This is a genomic window from Kitasatospora sp. NPDC051164 (genome assembly GCF_044455625.1).
Classification (GTDB): domain Bacteria; phylum Actinomycetota; class Actinomycetes; order Streptomycetales; family Streptomycetaceae; genus Kitasatospora.
In genome coordinates this window covers 1-18,922 of sequence record NZ_JBITFB010000073.1, presented here as the reverse complement: position 1 = coordinate 18,922, position 18,922 = coordinate 1, and the positions used below count along the sequence as shown (strand labels likewise).

At 76.0% G+C, this 18,922-nt stretch carries 2 protein-coding genes; both read left to right on the top strand.

Features of this window, described 5'->3' with window-relative positions; genetic code table 11:
- Positions 1-12,646: type I polyketide synthase (locus ACIBEC_RS46440; protein ID WP_360509684.1), on the top strand; the 12,646-nt coding region annotated here is incomplete at its 5' end.
- Positions 12,647-12,683: 37 nt separating this feature from the next.
- Positions 12,684-18,922: type I polyketide synthase (locus ACIBEC_RS46435; protein ID WP_360509682.1), on the top strand; the 6,239-nt coding region annotated here is incomplete at its 3' end.

The following is an 18,922-nucleotide window of genomic DNA, read 5'->3' as shown; positions in this document are numbered from 1 at the left end:
CGGCTGGCTGGATACGAAGTTCCTCGACGCCGAGTACTGGTACCGGAACCTGCGGGAGACGGTGGAGTTCGGGCAGGCCACGGAGGCGTTGCTGGGGGAGGGCTTCCGGTTCTTCGTCGAGTCCAGCCCGCACCCCGTGCTCACCTTCGGTGTCCAGCAGACCGCCGACGCGGCCGACACCGCCGGTTCCGCGCAGGGCCCCGCCGTGGTCGTGGGCACGCTGCGGCGCGGCGAGAGCGGCCTCGACCGCTTCCTGACGTCCCTGGGAGAGGCCCACGTGGGCGGCCTGCTGCCCGACTGGGACCGGGTGTTCGCCGGACACCGGCCGGGCGGCGTCTCCCTGCCCACCTACGCTTTCCAGCGCCGCCCGTACTGGCTGGAGGACACCGGCCCTGCGGCGGGCGGTCCGTCCGGTCCGTCCGCGGCGGGCGACGACTTCTGGGAGGCCCTGGGCGGGGGTGACCTGGACCGGTTCACCACCGCCCTCGGGGTGGCGCCCGAGGACCCGCTGAACGTGGTGCTCCCCGCGCTCGCCGGCTGGCGCACCGAGCGCACCGAGCGTTCGGTGGTCGACTCCTGGCGCTACCGCGTGACCTGGCGGGCCCTGCCCGAGGGCCCGGCGGTCGCATTGGACGGCAGCTGGCTCGTGCTGTCGTCGGACGGCCAGTCCGAGGACGGGGCACGCCGGTCGGAGGCGACCGTCCACGCCATGGAGCAGGCCGGGGCCTCGGTGGTCCACATACGGATCACCGAGGCGGCGGCCGACCGCGCCGTGCTGGCCGACCGGGTGCGCGCGTCCCTCGACGCGCTGCCGGGACCGGTGACGGGAGTGCTGTCGCTGCTGGGCCTCGACGAGCGCCCGCACCCGGAACACCCCTCCGTCCCGCTGGGCACCGCGCTCAACCTGGCCCTGGTGCAGGCCCTCGGCGACGCCGGGATCGGCGCGCCCCTGTGGTGGGCGACCCGGGGCGCGGTGTCGGTCGGGGGCACGGACACCGGGAGCGGGGTCAGCGCCGCGCAGAACCTGCTCTGGGGCCTGGGCCGGGTCGCCGCGCTGGAGTTCCCGCAGCGCTGGGGCGGTCTGGTCGACCTCCCGGAGGTCCTGGACCCGGACACCGCCGGGCGGCTGTGCCGGGTGCTGGCCGGCCAGGCCGGGGACGAGGACCAGGTGGCCGTCCGGGTCACCGGCTGCCACGGCCGGCGGCTGGTCCGGTCCGCCCTGGGCGACACCGCGCCGCGGCGGAGCTGGCGGCCCGGGGGCACCGTGCTGATCACCGGCGGTACCGGCGGGATCGGCGCCCAGATCGCGCGCTGGCTGGCCCGGCGGGGAGCCGGGCACCTGGTGCTGGTCAGCCGGCGCGGCCCGGACACGCCGGGTGCGCCGGAGCTCGCCGAGGAACTGGCCGCGCTCGGCACCCGGGTCACCCTGGCCTCGTGCGACGTCGCCGACCTTCAGGCCCTGCGTGCGTTGAAGGACGGCCTCGAACAGGACGGCCACCGGATCAGCACCGTCTTCCACGCCGCGGGGGCCGGGCTGCTGGTGCCACTGCCCGACACCGACGCGGACGAGTTCGCCGACACTCTGCACGCCAAGGTCGGCGGGGCCCGGAACCTGGACCTGCTCTTCGACCGGGACACCCTCGACGCGTTCGTGCTGTTCTCCTCCATCTCCGGGGTGTGGGGCAGCGCCGTCCACGGCGCCTACGCCGCCGCCAACGCCTACCTCGACGGCCTCGCCGAGGACCGCAGGAGCCGCGGCCTCGCCGCGACCTCCGTGGTGTGGGGCATCTGGAGCCCCGAGGGCGGGGCCGGCGGGATGGCGGCCGAACTGGCGGAGGAGACCCTGCGCGGCCACGGCGTGCTCTTCATGCCGCCCGCGGTCGCGATCACCGGGCTCCAGCAGGTCCTGGACCACGACGAGACGGTGGTCGTGGTCGCCGACATCGACTGGGAACGCTTCGCGACGGTCTTCACCTCGGCGCGCCCCAGCCCGCTGATCGGGGAACTCCCCGAGGTGCGCAGCGCGCTGGCCGCCGGACCGGAGACCGGCGGGACCGGTGCAGGGGGGACCCCCTCGGCGCTTCGCGACCGACTGGCGCCGCTCCCGGCGGCCGAGCGGACCCGGGTGCTGGTCGAGCTGGTCCGGACCCACGCGGCCGCCGTCCTCGGCCACGACTCGCCGGACGCGGTCGCCCCCGGCCGCGCCTTCCGCGAGCTGGGCTTCGACTCCCTGACCGCCGTGGACATGCGCAACCGACTCAACGCCGTCACCGGCCTGCGGCTCCCGGTCACCGTCGTCTTCGACTACTCGTCGGCGACCGCGCTCGCCGGACGCCTGGAGACCGGCCTGCTGGGTGCCGCCGAGGAGCCCGCCACCGTCCGGCAGCCCCCGACGGCGCTACCCGCCGCCGACGACGACCCCATCGTGATCGTCGCCATGAGCTGCCGCTACCCCGGCGGCGTCCGCACCCCCGAGGACCTGTGGCGCCTGGTCGCGGACGGGCACGACGCCGTCTCCGGGCTGCCGTCCGACCGGGGCTGGGACCTCGACACGCTGTACGACGCGGACCCCGACCGGCCCGGCCGGAGCTACGCTGCCGCGGGCGGATTCGTCAGGGACGCGGACCGCTTCGACCCCGGGTTCTTCGGGATCTCCCCGCGCGAGGCCCTCGCCATGGACCCGCAGCAGCGACTGCTGCTCGAAACCTCTTGGGAGGCGATCGAGCGCGCCGGCATCGACCCGTCCACCCTGCGCGGCACCCCGACCGGCGTCTTCGCCGGCGCCTCCTACCAGGGCTACGGCGGCACCCTGCGCGACATCCCCGAGGAACTGGAGGGCCTGTTCATCGCGGGCATCTCCACCAGCGTCCTGTCCGGGCGGGTCGCCTACCAGCTCGGCCTCCAGGGGCCCGCCGTGACCGTGGACACGGCCTGCTCCTCGTCACTGGTGGCGGTCCACCTCGCCGCGCAGTCGCTGCGCTCGGGCGAGTGCACGCTGGCCCTGGCGGGCGGCGCCACGGTGATGGGCACCCCGCTGTCGTTCACCGGCTTCAGCCGGCAGCGCGGGCTTGCCGAGGACGGGCGTTGCAAGTCCTTCGCCGCCTCGGCGGACGGCTTCGGCATGGCAGAGGGCGTGGGCCTGCTGCTCCTGGAACGTCTCTCGGACGCCCGCCGCAACGGCCACCCGGTACTCGCGGTACTGCGCGGCTCGGCGATCAACCAGGACGGCGCGAGCAACGGACTGACCGCGCCCAGCGGCCTGGCCCAGCAGCGGGTGATCCGCGACGCGCTGGCGAACGCCCGGCTGTCGGCCGCCGACGTGGACGCCGTCGAGGCGCACGGCACCGGCACCCGGCTGGGCGACCCGATCGAGGCCGACGCGCTGCTGGCCATCTATGGCCAGGACCGGCCGGCCGACCGGCCGGTGTGGCTCGGGTCGCTGAAGTCGAACATCGGGCACACCCAGGCCGCCGCCGGCGTCGGCGGCATCATCAAGATGGTGCTGGCCATGGGGCACGGCGAACTGCCGCGCACCCTGCACATCGACCGGCCGACCCCGAACGTCGACTGGACGGCGGGCGCCGTCGCCCTGCTGACCGAGGCCACCCCCTGGCCCGAGACCGGCCGGCCGCGCCGGGCCGGAGTGTCCTCGTTCGGCCTGAGCGGCACCAACGCCCACGTCGTCATCGAACAGCCGCCCGCCGGGCCCGCACCCGCCCTGCCCGCCCTGCCCGCCGGGCCCGCACCCGCCGCCGTCCCCTGGGTCCTGTCCGGGCGGACCGCCGAGGCGGTGAAGGCCCAGGCGGAGCGGCTGCACGCGTACCTGACGGAGCGGCCGGAGCTGCCGTCCGCCGACGTCGGCTACTCGCTGGCCACCACCAGGACCGCCTTCGAGCACCGCGCGGCCGTCGTCGGCGGCGATCGGGCGACCCTGCTGGGCGGCCTGGCCGCGCTGGCCGCCGGAGAGCGCGCACCCGGCCTGGTCCAAGGCATCGTCGCCCGGTCGGCCAGGACCGTCTTCGTCTTCCCCGGCCAGGGAACCCAGTGGGCCGGCATGGCCCGGGAACTGCTCGACCACGCCCCGGCCTTCGCCGACCGGATCGCGGCGTGCGAACGCGCCCTCGCCCCGCACCTGGAGTGGTCGCTGCTCGCGGTCCTGCGCGACGCGCCCGACGCTCCCCCGCTCGACCGGGTGGACGTGGTGCAGCCGGTGCTGTGGGCGGTGATGGTGTCGCTGGCCGAGCTGTGGCGGGCGCACGGGATCGTCCCCGACGCCGTGGTCGGCCACTCCCAGGGCGAGATCGCCGCCGCCTGCGTGGCCGGCGCGCTCTCGCTGGACGACGCGGCCCGGATCGTCGCCCTGCGCAGCCGGGCCCTGCTGGCCCTGACCGGACGCGGCGGCATGCTGTTCGTGCCGCAGCCGGTCGAAGCCGTGCGCGAGGCACTGTCCGCCCACGACGGGGCACTCGACGTGGCTGCGGTCAACGGGCCGACGTCGGTGACGGTCTCCGGCGACCCGGCTGCACTGGAACGGCTGCGCGAGCAGTTCGCCGAGGCGGGCGTCCTGGCCTGGCCGGTCCCCGGCGTGGACTTCGCCGGACACTCGCCCCAGGTGGAGGAGCTCCGCGAGGAACTGCTCGCCCTGCTCGGCGGCATCGCGCCGCGGACCTCCGCCGTCCCGTTCTACTCGACGGTCAGCGGCGGCCCCGTGGACACCCTGGACCTGGACGCCGCGTACTGGTACGAGAACCTGCGCCGGCCGGTGGAGTTCGGCCGGGCGCTCGACGCGCTCGTCGCCGACGGACACCACACCTTCGTCGAGTGCAGCACCCACCCCGCGCTGACCGTCTGGATCCAGGAGGCCGTCGAGGCGGCCGGGGTCGGCGACGGGGCCGTCGTCGGCACCCTGCGCCGCACCGAGGGCGGCCCCGGCCGCTTCCTCGCCGCGCTCACCGAGGTCCAGGTCCGCGGACTGCCGGTGGACTGGGACGCGGTGTTCGCCGGAACCGGCGCGCGCAAGCGGCCCCTGCCCACCTACGCATTCCAGCAGCAGCGCTACTGGCTGGACGCCACCCCCGGCCGGCCCGCCGACGCCGCGGCCGGCACGGCCGCCGCGACCGGCGCCGGCCCGGCCGACTCCGGCTTCTGGGCGGCGGTCGACCGCGCGGACCTGGACGCCCTCGCCACCACCCTGCAGGTCGAGGACGAAGAGCTGCGGGTCTCCCTCGCCTCCCTGGTGCCCACCCTCGCCGAGTGGGCGCGCGGCCGCGCCGACGACCGGACCGCCGACAGCTGGCGCTACCGGGTCGCCTGGAAGCCCCTGCCGGCACCCGAGCGGCCCCGGCTCACCGGCAGCTGGCTCCTCGTCGCCCCGGCCGTCGCCGCCGACGACCCGGCCGTCGCGTTCGCCGCGGACGCCCTGCGCGGACACGGCGCCACCCCCGTCCTGGTCGAGGCCGGCCACGACGCGACCGACCGGACGCGGTTCGCCGCACTGCTCCGCGACGCCCACGACCGCGCCGACGGGCCGCCCGCCGGAATCCTGTCGCTGCTCGCCCTGGCCGAGGAACCGCACGGCGACGGATCGGCGCTCCCCCTCGGCCTCACCCTGACCGTCGCGCTCCTCCAGGCCCTGGGCGACCTCGGCACCGACGCCCCGCTCTGGAGCGCCACCCGGGGCGCGGTGTCGGTCGGCCGCTCCGACCGGATCGACAGCACCCTCCAAGCCCTGGCCTGGGGCCTCGGCGGGGTCGCCGGCGTCGAGTACCCGCAGCGCTGGGCCGGCCTGGTCGACCTGCCGCGACGGCTCGACGACCGGGCCGCGACCCGGCTCGCCGAAGCCCTGACCAACCCCGACGGCGAGGACCAGCTGGCGGTGCGCGCCACCGGCGTCTACGGCCGCAGGGTCGTCCACGCCGGACTCGGCGACACCGCCCCCGCACGCGACTGGACACCCGAGGGCACCGTCCTGATCACCGGCGGCACCGGCGGCCTTGGCGCCCAGATCGCCCGCCGGCTCGCCCGCACCGGCACCGCGCACCTGCTGCTCACCAGCCGGCGCGGCGCACAGGCCCCGGGAGCCGACGCCCTGCTCGCCGAACTGCGCGGACTCGGCGCCGACGCCACCGCGGTGGCCTGCGACGTCGCCGACCGCGACGCACTGGCGGAACTGCTCGCCGGCATTCCGGCCGAGCGTCCGCTGCGCGCCGTCCTGCACACCGCGGGCGTCCTCGACGACGGGGTGATCGATTCCATCACCCCCGAACGCGCGGCCGGCGTCCTGCGCCCCAAGCTCGACGGCGCACGCAACCTCGACGCGCTCACCCGGGGACTCGACCTGACCGCCTTCGTGCTGTTCTCCTCGCTCGCCGGCACCCTCGGCGGCACCGGCCAGGGCAGCTACGCCGCCGCCAACGCCTACCTCGACGCCCTGGCCCGGCAGCGCCGCGACCTCGGACTGCCCGGCACCTCGGTGGCCTGGGGCCTGTGGGGCGGCGAGAGCCTCGCCTCCGGAGTGGTCGCCGAACGGCTGATCCGCGACGGCCTGCCCGCCATGGACCCCGCCGTGGCCACCATCGCGCTGCACCAGGCCCTCGACCACGACGACACGGCCGTCCTCGTCGCCGACTTCGCCTGGGACCGCTTCACCCGGGCGTTCACCGCGCTCCGGCCCAGCGCCGCCCTCGGGGACCTGCCCGAGGTGCGGGAAGCGCTCGCCGCCGCGGCCGGGTCCCGGGGCAGCGCCGACGGCGCCGAGCCGCCGGCCCTGCGGCTCGCCGCACTGCCCCCGGCGGAACGCGACCGGGCCCTGCTGGACCTGGTCCGCCGCGAGGTCGCCGCCGTGCTCGGCCACCCCGGGCCCGAGGCGGTGGGACCCGACCAGGCGTTCAAGGACATCGGCTTCGACTCGCTGACCGCCGTCGAACTGCGCAACCGGCTCGCCGCGGCCACCGGCCTGCGCTTGTCGGTGACCCTGGCCTTCGACTACCCCACGGCCACCACCCTGGCCGGACACCTGCGCGCCGACCTGCCGGGGGCGCCCGCCACCGAGGCAGCCGACGCCCCCGGGCAGCCGCCCGCGGCCGCCGCGGTGCCCGAGGACGAGGCGATCGCCGTGGTCGCCATGAGCTGCCGCTACCCCGGCGGCGTCAGCACCCCCGAGGAGCTGTGGGAGCTCGTCGCGGGCGGACGGGACGCGATCACCGGCTTCCCCACCGGACGGGGCTGGGACCTGGACGGCCTCTACGACCCGGACCCGGACCGGGTCGGCAGCACCTACGCGCGGGAAGGCGGCTTCCTGCACGACGCCGACCGCTTCGACCCGGCCTTCTTCGGGATCTCCCCGCGCGAGGCGCTGACCATCGACCCCCAGCAGCGGCTGCTGCTCGAACTCTCCTGGGAGGCGTTCGAGCGGGCCGGCATCGACCCGCTCTCCCTCAAGGGCAGCGCGAGCGGCGTCTTCGTCGGATGCAGCCACCACGACTACGGGTCGCGCGTCACCGAACCCTCCGAAGAGCTCGAGGGCTATCTCGGCATCGGCAGCGCGGGCAGCGTGGCGTCCGGGCGGATCTCCTACAGCCTCGGCCTCGAAGGGCCCGCGGTGACCGTCGACACGGCGTGCTCCTCGTCGCTGGTCGCGGTCCACCTCGCGGCCCGGTCGCTGCGGGCCGGCGAATGCTCGCTGGCGCTCGCCGGCGGGGTGACCGTGATGTCGACACCGGGCGCGTTCGTGGAGTTCAGCCGGCAACGGGTGCTCGCCGAAGACGGCCGCTGCAAACCGTTCGCCGCCGCCGCCGACGGCACCTCCTGGGCAGAGGGCGCCGGACTGCTCGTCCTGGAACGCCTCTCGGACGCCCGGCGCAACGGCCACCCGGTGCTCGCCCTCGTTCGCGGCTCCGCCGTCAACCAGGACGGCGCCAGCAACGGCCTGACCGCCCCCAACGGCCCCTCCCAGCAGCGGGTCATCCGGGCGGCCCTCGCCGACGCCGGACTGACCGCTTCCGAGGTCGACGCAGTGGAGGCGCACGGCACCGGGACCCGGCTGGGCGACCCGATCGAGGCCCAGGCGCTCCTGGCCACGTACGGCCGGGAACGCGACGCGCAGCAGCCGCTGTTGCTGGGGTCGCTGAAGTCGAACATCGGACACAGCCAGGCCGCCGCCGGCGTCGCAGGCATCATCAAGATGGTGCAGGCCATGCGGCACGGGGCGCTGCCGCGCACCCTGCACGTCGACGCGCCGACACCCCACGTCGACTGGTCGGCCGGCGCGGTCCGGCTGCTCACCGACGACACCCCGTGGCCGGAGACCGGCCGCCCCCGGCGGGCCGCGGTGTCGTCGTTCGGAGTCAGCGGCACCAACGCCCACACCATCCTCGAACAGCCCACCGAACCGGCCCCGGCCGCCGCCCCCGCGCCGACCCCTGACACGCCCGTCGCCCCCGCCGAGCCCGCCCTGCCCTGGCTGCTCTCCGCCCGTGGTGCGGACGCGCTGCGGGAGCAGGCCGCCCGGCTGCTCCGGCACATGGAGCATGCCCCGACCCTCGCCGTCGCGGACGTGGGCCGCTCCCTGGCGCTGAACCGCAGCGCCTTCGAGCACCGGGCCGCCCTCACCGGCACGGACCGGCAGACCCTGCTCCAGGCGCTCGCCGCCCTCGCCGCCGGCGAGCCGTCGGCGGACCTGGTGCGCGGGATCACCGGCCCGGCCGCGAAGACGGCCTTCCTGTTCCCCGGCCAGGGCAGCCAGCGCACCGGCATGGGCGCCGGACTGTACGCACGGTTCCCGGTCTTCGCCGACGCCTTCGACGCGGTCTGCGCGGAACTCGATCCGCTGCTCGAGCGCCCGCTGCGGGAGGTGGTCGACGCGGCCCCCGGCGACCCCGGCCACGGGCTGCTGGACCGCACCGAATACGCCCAGCCCGCCCTGTTCGCACTCGGCGTCGCCCTGTTCCGCCTCGTCGAGCACTGGGGCGTGCGCCCCGACCGGCTGCTCGGCCACTCCGTGGGAGAGCTGGCCGCCGCCCACGTCGCCGGGGTGTTCACCCTGCCCGACGCCGCGGCGCTGGTGGTCGCGCGGGGACGGCTGATGCAGGCCCTCCCGGCGGGCGGCGCGATGGTCGCCCTCGCCGCCGGGGAGGAGGAGGTGCTGCCGCTGCTCGCGGGCCGTGAGGGCGAGGTCGGCCTCGCCGCGGTCAACGGCCCGGCCTCGACCGTGGTCTCCGGCGACGCGGCGGCGGTGGACGAGATCGCCGCCGTGCTCGCCGCGCGCGGCCGCAAGACCCGGCGGCTGCGGGTCTCCCACGCCTTCCACTCGCCCCTGATGGAGCCGATGCTCGCCGAGTTCCGCGAGGTCGTGGCCCGGATCGTCCCGGGGGAGGCCGCCGTCCCGGTGATCTCCGACCTGACGGGCGAGCCGGCCACCGCCGAGCAGCTCGGCTCGCCGGACTACTGGGTGGAGCACGTGCGCGGCACCGTCCGCTTCCAGGACGGCGTACGCCACCTGGAACGCGACGGCGTCACCGCGTTCCTCGAACTCGGACCCGACGGCGCGCTCACCGCCATGGGCCAGGACTGCCTGACCGGCGCCACCGGCAGCCCGGTGCTGACGCCCCTGCTGCGCAAGGACCGGCCTGAAGCACCCGCGGCGACGGCCGCCCTGGCCCGGCTGCACGTCACGGGCGTCCCCGTGGACTGGGACGCCGTCCACTCCGGCGGCCCGGCCGGCTCCGCCGTCGACCTGCCGACCTACGCCTTCCAGCGCGGCAGCTACTGGCTGCAGGCCAGCCCGGCCGCGGCCGGACTGCCCGCAGCCGGACTTCAGGCGGTCGACCACCCGCTGCTCGGCGCCGGAACGGAACTCGCGGACTCCGACGGCTTCCTCTTCACCGGCAGGTTCTCGGTCCGCAGCCACCCCTGGCTGGCCGACCACGGCGTCTACGAGGGGGTGCTGTTCCCCGCCACCGCGTTCCTGGAACTCGCGGTCCGCGCGGGCGACCAGGTCGGCTGCGACCAGGTCGAGGAACTGACCCTGGAGGCACCGCTGGTGCTCCCGGCGGGCGGAGCCGTCGCACTCCAGCTCACCGTCGGAAGCCCGGACGCCGCCGGCACCCGTCCGCTGAGCGTCCACGCCCGGGCCGCCGACGACGGCCCCGACGCCCCCTGGACCCGGCACGCGAGCGGCCTGCTCAGCTCCACCGGAGCCGCGGACCCGGCCGACCCGGCCGACCCCGAGGCCTGGCCGCCGCCCGGAGCCGTCCCCCTCGACACGGAGGGCCTGTACGACCGCTTCGCGGGCGGCGGGTTCGCCTACGGCCCCGCCTTCCAGGGCCTGCGCGCGGCCTGGCGGCTCGGCGACGAGGTGTACGCCCTCGCGAGCCTGCCCGAGGAGCAGCGGCCGGACGCCGCCGCGTTCGGCCTGCACCCGGCCCTGCTGGACGCCGCCCTGCACTCACTGGTGTTCGACGTCCTCAAGGGGCCCGCGCAGGGCTGGCTGCCGTTCTCCTGGAACGGGGTGCGCCTGCACGCCTCCGGGGCCGCCGAACTCCGGCTGCGGCTGACCCCGACCGGCCGCGACGCCGTCGCCGTACAGGTGACCGACACCACCGGGCGGCCGGTGCTCTCGGCCCGCTCCCTGGTCCTGCGGCCCGTCTCGCGCGACCGCTTCCAGGCCACCCGCGTCGGACACCACGAGGAACTGTTCCGCCCCGAGTGGCAGGCCCTGCCCGAGCGCGCCGCGACGGCGGCCGGCACCGCCTTCGACCCGGAGTCCTGGACCGTGCTCGGCACCGGGACACTCCCCGGCCGCACGGTCACCGACCTCGCCGCGCTGTCCGCACTGCTCGACGCGGGCGCCCCACCGCCCCGGCTGGTGCTGGCCGCCTGCCCGCCCGCCTCGGCCCCGTACGCGCCGCCCGGCACCCTCCGCGACGCGGTCCACGACGGACTCGGCACGGTCCTCGCCCTGCTCCGCGACTGGCTGGCCGAGGAGCGGCTGGCCGGGGCCAAACTGGTCCTGGTCACCTCGGGCGCGGTCCCGGTGACCGGCGACGACGCCCCGGACCCGGCCCTGGCCGCGCTCTGGGGCCTGGTCCGCTCGGCGCAGACCGAGAACCCCGACCGCTTCGTCCTGCTGGACCTGGACGCCCACGAGAACCCGCCCGCGCTGCTCGCCGAAGCCCTCGCGTCCGGGGAACCCCAGCTCGCGATCCGGGCCGGAGCCGTCCACGTCGCCCGGCTGGCCCGGGTACCGCTGGCCGGCACCGGGCGCACGCCCGGCTGGGGCGGCGACGGAACCGTCCTGATCACCGGCGGCACCGGCGCCATCGGCGCCCACGTCGCCCGCCACCTCGCCGCCGAACACGGCGTCCGGCACCTGCTGCTGACCAGCCGCAGCGGCCCCGCCGCCGACGGCGCGGCGGAACTCCTCGCCGAGCTCGCCGCCCTGGGCGCGCACGCCGAGATCGTCGCCTGCGACGCCGCCGACCGCGACGCCCTCGCGGCCCTGCTGGCCGCCCTGCCCCCCACGCACCCGCTGACCGGGGTGGTGCACGCCGCGGGCGTGCTGGCCGACGGCGTCGTCGCCACCATGACGCCCGCGCGACTGGACCACGTCCTGCGCCCCAAGGTGGACGCGGCGATCAACCTGCACGAACTCACCGCCGGCCTGGAGCTGTCCGAGTTCGTCCTGTTCTCGTCCATCGCCGGGATCTTCGGCGGCATGGGCCAGGGCAACTACGCCGCCGCCAACGCCTTCCTCGACGCCCTGGCCCACCGGCGCCGCGCCGATGGGCTGCCCGGCCGCTCCCTCGCCTGGGGCCTGTGGGCCAACAGCACCGGGATGACCGGCGGGCTCACCGAGGCCGACCTGCGACGGATCTCCCGGGGCGGGATCGTCGCCTTCGACCCGGCCCAGGCACTGGCGCTCTTCGACACGGCCGGCACCCTCGACGAGCCGGTCGTCCTCCCGCTGCGGCTCGACACCGCGGCCGTCCGCGCCCAGGCCGCCACCGGCGGCGTCCCCGCCCTGCTGCGCGGCCTGGTGCGCCCCGCCGCCCGGCGCGGCGCCGCGGGCCCCGCGGCCGGCACCGGCCCCGACGGGCCCGAGGCCCTGAAGCAGCGCCTCGGCTCCCTCAACGAGACCCAGCGCGGCCGGGTCCTGCTCGACCTGGTCCGCTCGCACGCCGCCCTGGTGCTCGGCCACAGCGGCCCGGCCGCGGTCGAGCCCGGACGCGGCCTGCTGGAGGTCGGCTTCGACTCGCTGACCGCGGTGGAACTGCGCAACCGGCTGCGCGCCGCAACCGGCCACCCGCTGCCGGCCACCCTGCTCTTCGACCACCCCACCCCGGCCGCGATCGCCGCACACCTCTCCGCCGAACTGCTCCCCGACGCCGGACCCGGCCCGCTCCCCGGCCTTGCCGAACTGGACCGCCTGGCAGGCGCCCTCGACGGCCTCCCCGACGACCCGGCGGACCGCGAACGGCTGGCCGGGCGGCTCCGGGAGCTCCTGCGCCGCCTCGACGACCCGGCGGCCACCCCGGCCGACGGCGACGGCACGGCGGCCGGGGTGGCCGCCTCCATCGAGGACCGGATGGACGGCGCCAGCGACGACGAACTCTTCGACCTCATCGACAGCGAACTCGGCCGGTCATGACACCGACCCGACCCGCGAACCAGGACGGTGGCCCCCAATGGTGAACGACGACAAGCTGAGGGACTACCTCAAGCGCGTGACGGCGGACCTGCACCACACCCGCCGGCGCCTGACCGAGGCCGAGGAAGCGGGCCGCGAACCGATCGCGGTCGTCGCGATGAGCTGCCGCTACCCCGGCGGCGTACGGTCCCCCGAGGACCTGTGGCGCCTGGTCACCGACGGCACCGATGCCATCACCGGCTTCCCCCGCGACCGGGGCTGGGACCTGGACCACCTGGACGACCCGGAACAACTGCGCGAGGGCACCAGCCACACCGCCCTGGGCGGATTCCTCGACGACGTCGGGCACTTCGACCCCGGATTCTTCGGGATCTCCCCGCGCGAAGCGCTCGCGATGGACCCGCAGCAGCGGCTCCTCCTGGAGACCACCTGGGAGGCGTTCGAACGGGCCGGTATCGACCCCGCGACCCTGCGGGGCAGCAGGACCGGCGTCTTCGCCGGGGTGATGTACCAGGACTACGCGGTACGGCTGCGCCAGGTCCCCGACGACGTGGCCGGCTACGTCGGCAGCGGCAGCTCCGACAGCGTCGCCTCGGGCCGCGTCGCCTACACCTTCGGTCTGGAGGGCCCGGCGGTCAGCATCGACACCGCCTGCTCCTCCTCGCTGGTCGCCATCCACCTCGCCGCCCAAGCCCTGCGGGCCGGCGACTGCACCCTGGCCCTGGCCGGGGGCGCGATGGTCATGTCGACACCCGTTCCGTTCGTGGAGATGAGCCGCCAGGGCGGCCTGGCCCGGGACGGCCGCTGCAAGTCCTTCGCCGCCGCCGCCGACGGCACCGGCTGGGGCGAGGGCGTCGGCATGCTCCTGCTGGAGCGCCTCTCGGACGCCCGGCGCAACGGCCACCCGGTCCTCGCCCTGATCCGCGGCACCGCCGTCAACCAGGACGGCGCCAGCAGCAGGCTCACCGCCCCCAACGGCCCCGCCCAGCAGCGCGTCATCCGCCACGCCCTGGCCAACGCCGGACTCACCCCCGCCGATGTGGACGTGGTCGAGGCGCACGGCACCGGCACCCCGCTGGGCGACCCGATCGAGGCCCAGGCCCTGCTGGCCACCTACGGGCAGGACCGCGCGGACGGGCAGCCGCTGCTGCTCGGCTCGCTGAAGTCCAACATCGGGCACACCCAGGCGGCGGCCGGCGTCGGCGGCGTCATCAAGACCGTCCTCGCCATGCGGCACGGTACCGTCCCGCCCACCCTGCACGCGCAGGACCCGTCCCCGCAGATCGACTGGACCGCGGGCGCGGTACGCCTGGTCACCGCGAACACCCCCTGGCCCGAGACCGGACGGCCGCGCCGGGCCGCGGTGTCCTCCTTCGGCGTCAGCGGCACCAACGGACACGTCATCCTGGAACAGGCGGACGAACCCGTCCTGGAACAGGCCGACGAACCCGCCGCCCCCGCCGTCCTCCCCTGGGTGCTCTCCGGACGCACCGCCGAAGCGCTGCGCGCCCAGGCCGCACGGCTCCGCGACCACCTCGACGCCCACCCCGGACCCGGCCCGGCCGAGGTCGGCCACGCCCTCGCGACGACCCGCGCCGCGCACGAGCACCGGGCGGTCCTGATCGGCGCCCACCCCGACGAGTTCCGGGCCGGCCTCGACGCCGTGGTGGCCGGCCGCACCGCCCCCGGCCTGGTCCTCGGCACTGCCGGAACCGGCGGCGAAGTCGCCCTGGTGTTCCCCGGACAGGGATCCCAATGGGCCGGCATGGCCGTCGAACTCCTCGACTCCGCCCCCGCCTTCGCCGCCCGCATCGCGGACTGCGAGCGTGCCCTGGCCCCATTCGTCGACTGGTCCCTGGAAGCCGTCCTGCGCGGCGCTCCCGGCACCCCGCCGGCCGAACGCGTCGACGTGGTGCAGCCGGTGCTGTGGGCCGTCATGGTCTCCCTGGCCGAACTGTGGCGCTCCCACGGCATCACCCCCGGCGCGGTCATCGGCCACTCCCAGGGCGAGATCGCCGCCGCCGTGGTGGCGGGAGCGCTGAGCCTGGAGGACGGGGCGAAGGTCGTCGCCCTGCGCAGCCGCGCCATCCGCGCCCTGTCCGGCCGCGGCGGCATGGCCTCGGTGGCCCTGCCCGCCGAACAGGTCGCCGAACACCTTGCACCCTGGGACGGCCGGCTCTCCGTCGCCGCCGTCAACGGACCCGCCTCCACCGTGGTCTCCGGCGAGACCGACGCGCTCGACGCGTTCCTCGACCGGACGACGGCCCTGGACATCCGCAGCCGGCGCATCCCCGTCGACTACGCCTCGCACAGCGCCCACGTCGAGGACATCCGCACCGAACTGCTCGCCCGGCTCGACGGACTGACCCCCCGCCCGTCCGCCATCCCCTTCTACTCCACCCTCAGCGGCGGCCTGCTGGAGGACACCACCGCCCTGGACGCCGACTACTGGTACCGCAACCTCCGCGGGACCGTCCGCTTCGAACAGGCGACCCGCGCCCTGCTCGCCGACGGCTACCAGGTCCTCCTGGAAAGCAGCCCACACCCCGTCCTCACCGTCGGTGTCCTGGAGACCGCCGAGGACGCGGGCGCCGACGCCACCGCCGTGGGCACCCTGCGCCGCGACGACGGCGGCCCGCGCCGGTTCACCGAGTCCCTGGCCGAACTCCACCTGCGCGGAGTCTCCCCGGACTGGGACACCGTCTTCGCCGACCGCCGCCCCGGACGGGTGGAACTGCCCACCTACGCCTTCCAACGCGACCCGTACTGGCTGGAGGACGGAGCCGCGCCCGTCGGCGACGTCACCTCTGCCGGACTGACCCCCGCGGACCATCCGCTGCTGGGCGCCGTCGTGGTCCTCGCGGACAGCGACGGCCTGCTCCTCACCGGCCGGCTGTCGGCCCGCACCCACCCGTGGCTCGCCGACCACGCCGTCGGCGGCCGGGCACTGCTCCCGGGCACCGCCTTCCTGGAACTCGCGCTCCAGGCCGGAGCCCGCGTCGGCTGCCCCCGGGTCGAGGAATTCACCCTCGAGGCCCCCCTGGTGCTGCCCGAACACGGCGGCACCGTGCTGCGCCTCACCGTGGGCCCCCCCGACTCCCTGGGCCACCGCCCGCTCAGCCTGCACTCCCGGCCGGACACACCCGTCGACGGTGACCCCGACGGCGACGAGTGGACCAGGCACGCCGAAGGCGTCCTGGCCCAGGACGGCGCGGAAGGCGCCGAGGCCGACGGGTCGATGCCCTGGCCGCCGCCCGGCGCCGAACCCCTCGCCCTCGACGGACTGTACGACCGCTTCGCGGCGGCCGGATTCGCCTACGGTCCCGCCTTCCAGGGCCTGAACGCGGTCTGGCGGCGCGGCGACGAGCTGTTCGCGGAGGCCGTCTTACCCGCTGGGCCCGCACCCGATGCCGCCCGCTTCGGCCTGCACCCGGCCCTGCTGGACGCGGCCCTGCACGCCACCGGTGTGCCCGGCACCCCCGGCGCGGAGGCCCACCCCGAAGGACGGCTGCCGTTCTCCTGGAACGGCGTGACCCTGCACGCCACCGGCGCCGGCGCGATCCGCGTCCGGCTCGCCCCGGCCGGGCCCGACGCGGTGACGCTCGCCGTCGTCGACGCGACCGGTGCCCCCGTGGCGACCGTGGACGCACTGGTCATGCGGCCTGCGGGCACCGTCAGCCTCGGCGCCGACCGCGCCCCTCACGGCCGCCGCCACCAGGACCTCTATGCGACGGAGTGGGTCACCACACCCCCGCGCGGCAGCGGTGCACCCGTTCACCGCACCGCGGACCTGGCCACGCTGCTGGCCGCCGTCGACGCCGGAGCTCCGGTGCCCGAAATGGTCCTGCTCGCCTGCGCGGAGCCCGCGGACGCGGCCGGACCGGCCGCGGTGGTCCGCGCGGTCGTCCACCAGGCCCTCAGCGACGTCCGGACCTGGCTCGCCGACGACCGCTTCGCCGGCTCTCGCCTGGTGTTCGCCACCCGGGGTGCGGTCAGCGCCGGGGAGGGGGAGGACGTACGCAACCCCGCGCACAGCGCACTCTGGGGCCTGGTCCGTTCGGCCCGGTCCGAACACCCCGGGCGCTTCGCCCTGCTCGACCTCGACGCCGACGACGAGCACGGCACCTCCGCAGGCGTCGCCGCGGCCCTCGCCTCGGGAGAACCGCAGTCCGCGGTCCGCGGCGACGACGTCCGCGTACCCCGGCTGGCCCGGGTCCTCAGGAACGACCCGGACCTCTCGGACGACGCGGCAGGGCCCCTCCGGGCCTTCGACCCGGACGGCACGGTCCTCATCACCGGCGGCACCGGCCTGCTCGGCTCCCACGTCGCCCGCCGCCTGGTCACCCGGCACGGCGTCCGGCACCTGCTTCTGCTCTCCCGCAGCGGCCCGGCCGCCGCCGGAGCCGACGAACTGCGGGCCGAACTCGCCGCGCTGGGAGCCGAGACCGCCATCGTCGCCTGCGACGCCGCCGACCGGGTCGCCCTGGCCGCCGTATTCGCGGACCTGCCGCCCGCGCACCCGCTGACCGCCGTGGTCCATACCGCGGGCACCCTCGACGACGGCGTCGTCACCGCACTCACCCCCGAACGGGTGGACGCCGTGCTGCGCCCCAAGGTCGACGCCGCCCTCCACCTGCACGAACTGACCCGCGACCTCGATCTGACGCACTTCGTGCTCTTCTCCTCGGCCGCAGGCACCTTCGGCGGCCCCGGACAGGCCAACTACGCCGCCGCCAACGCCTTTCTCGACGCCCTGGCCGTCCAGCGTCGGGCGGCGGGCCTGGCCGGCCAGGCCCTGGCCTGGACCCTGTGGGAGCAGGCCAGCGCCCTCACCGGACACCTGGACGAGGACGACGTACGACGCCTCGCCCGGTCCGGGATGCCGCCGCTCTCCACCGAGCGGGGACTCGCGCTCTTCGACACCGCCCTCACCGTGGACCGGGCCGCCCTGGTCCCGATGCGCCTCGACGCCGCGGCCCTGCGGTCCGCGGCGGCGGAGGGCACTGTGCCGCCGCTGCTGCGCGGCCTGGTGCGCACACCGCCGCGCCGGGCGGCCACGGCCGCGCAGGCGACGGCCGACGACAACGCCCTGCGCCGGCGCCTCGCGGCCCTCGACGGCACCGGACAGACCCGGCTGCTCGTCGAACTCGTCCGCACCCACGCCGCTGCGGTCCTCGGCCATGCCTCCCCGGACACCCTCGACCCCGGACGGGCCTTCCGCGAACTGGGCTTCGACTCACTGGCCTCGGTGGAACTGCGCAACCGCCTGAACGCCGCCACCGGCCTGCGGCTTCCCGCCAGCCTGGTGTTCGACCACCCGACCCCGGCCGCGCTCGCGGACTTCTTGGGCGCCGGACTCATGGACACGGAAGCGGCCAGGGCCGTCATGCCCGCCGTACCCGCAGGGTCGGCCGACCGGAACCGGGACGCGGACGACGACCGGATCGCGATCGTCTCCGCGGCCTGCCGCCTCCCCGGCGATGTCCGCTCACCCGAGGATCTGTGGCGGATGCTGGCGGAGGGCCGCGACGGCATCTCCGGGTTCCCCACCGACCGGGGCTGGAGCCTGGACACGCTCTACGACCCCGATCCCGACCGCATCGGCACCTCCGTCACCCGCGACGGCGGCTTCCTCCACGACGCGGCCGGGTTCGACGCGGAGTTCTTCGGCATCTCGCCGCGCGAGGCGGCGGCCATGGACCCGCAGCAGCGGCTGCTCCTGGAAACCACCTGGGAACTCTTCGAGCGCGCGGCCATCGACCCGTCCACCCTGCGCGGCGCCCCGGTCGGTACGTACGTCGGCCTGATGCAGCAGGACTACGCGGCCCGGTTGCTGCCCTACATCCCCGAGGACGTCGAGGGATTCCTCGGTACCGGCAACTCGGGAAGCGTCGTCTCCGGACGCCTGGCCTACTTCTTCGGCCTGGAAGGCCCCGCGGTCACCGTGGACACCGCGTGCTCGTCCTCGCTGGTGGCCCTGCACCTCGCGGTACGGGCGCTGCGATCCGGCGAATGCTCGCTGGCCCTGGCCGGCGGCGTCAACGTGATGTGCAGCCCCGAACTGTTCGTCGAGTTCAGCCGACAGGGCGGACTCGCTCCGGACGGCCGCTGCAAGTCCTTCGCCGCGGCGGCCGACGGTACCGCCTTCGGCGAAGGCACGGGCATGCTGCTGGTGGAGCGATTGTCGGATGCGCGGCGCAACGGGCATCCGGTGCTGGCGGTGATCCGTGGTTCGGCGGTGAATCAGGATGGTGCGAGCAATGGTCTGACGGCGCC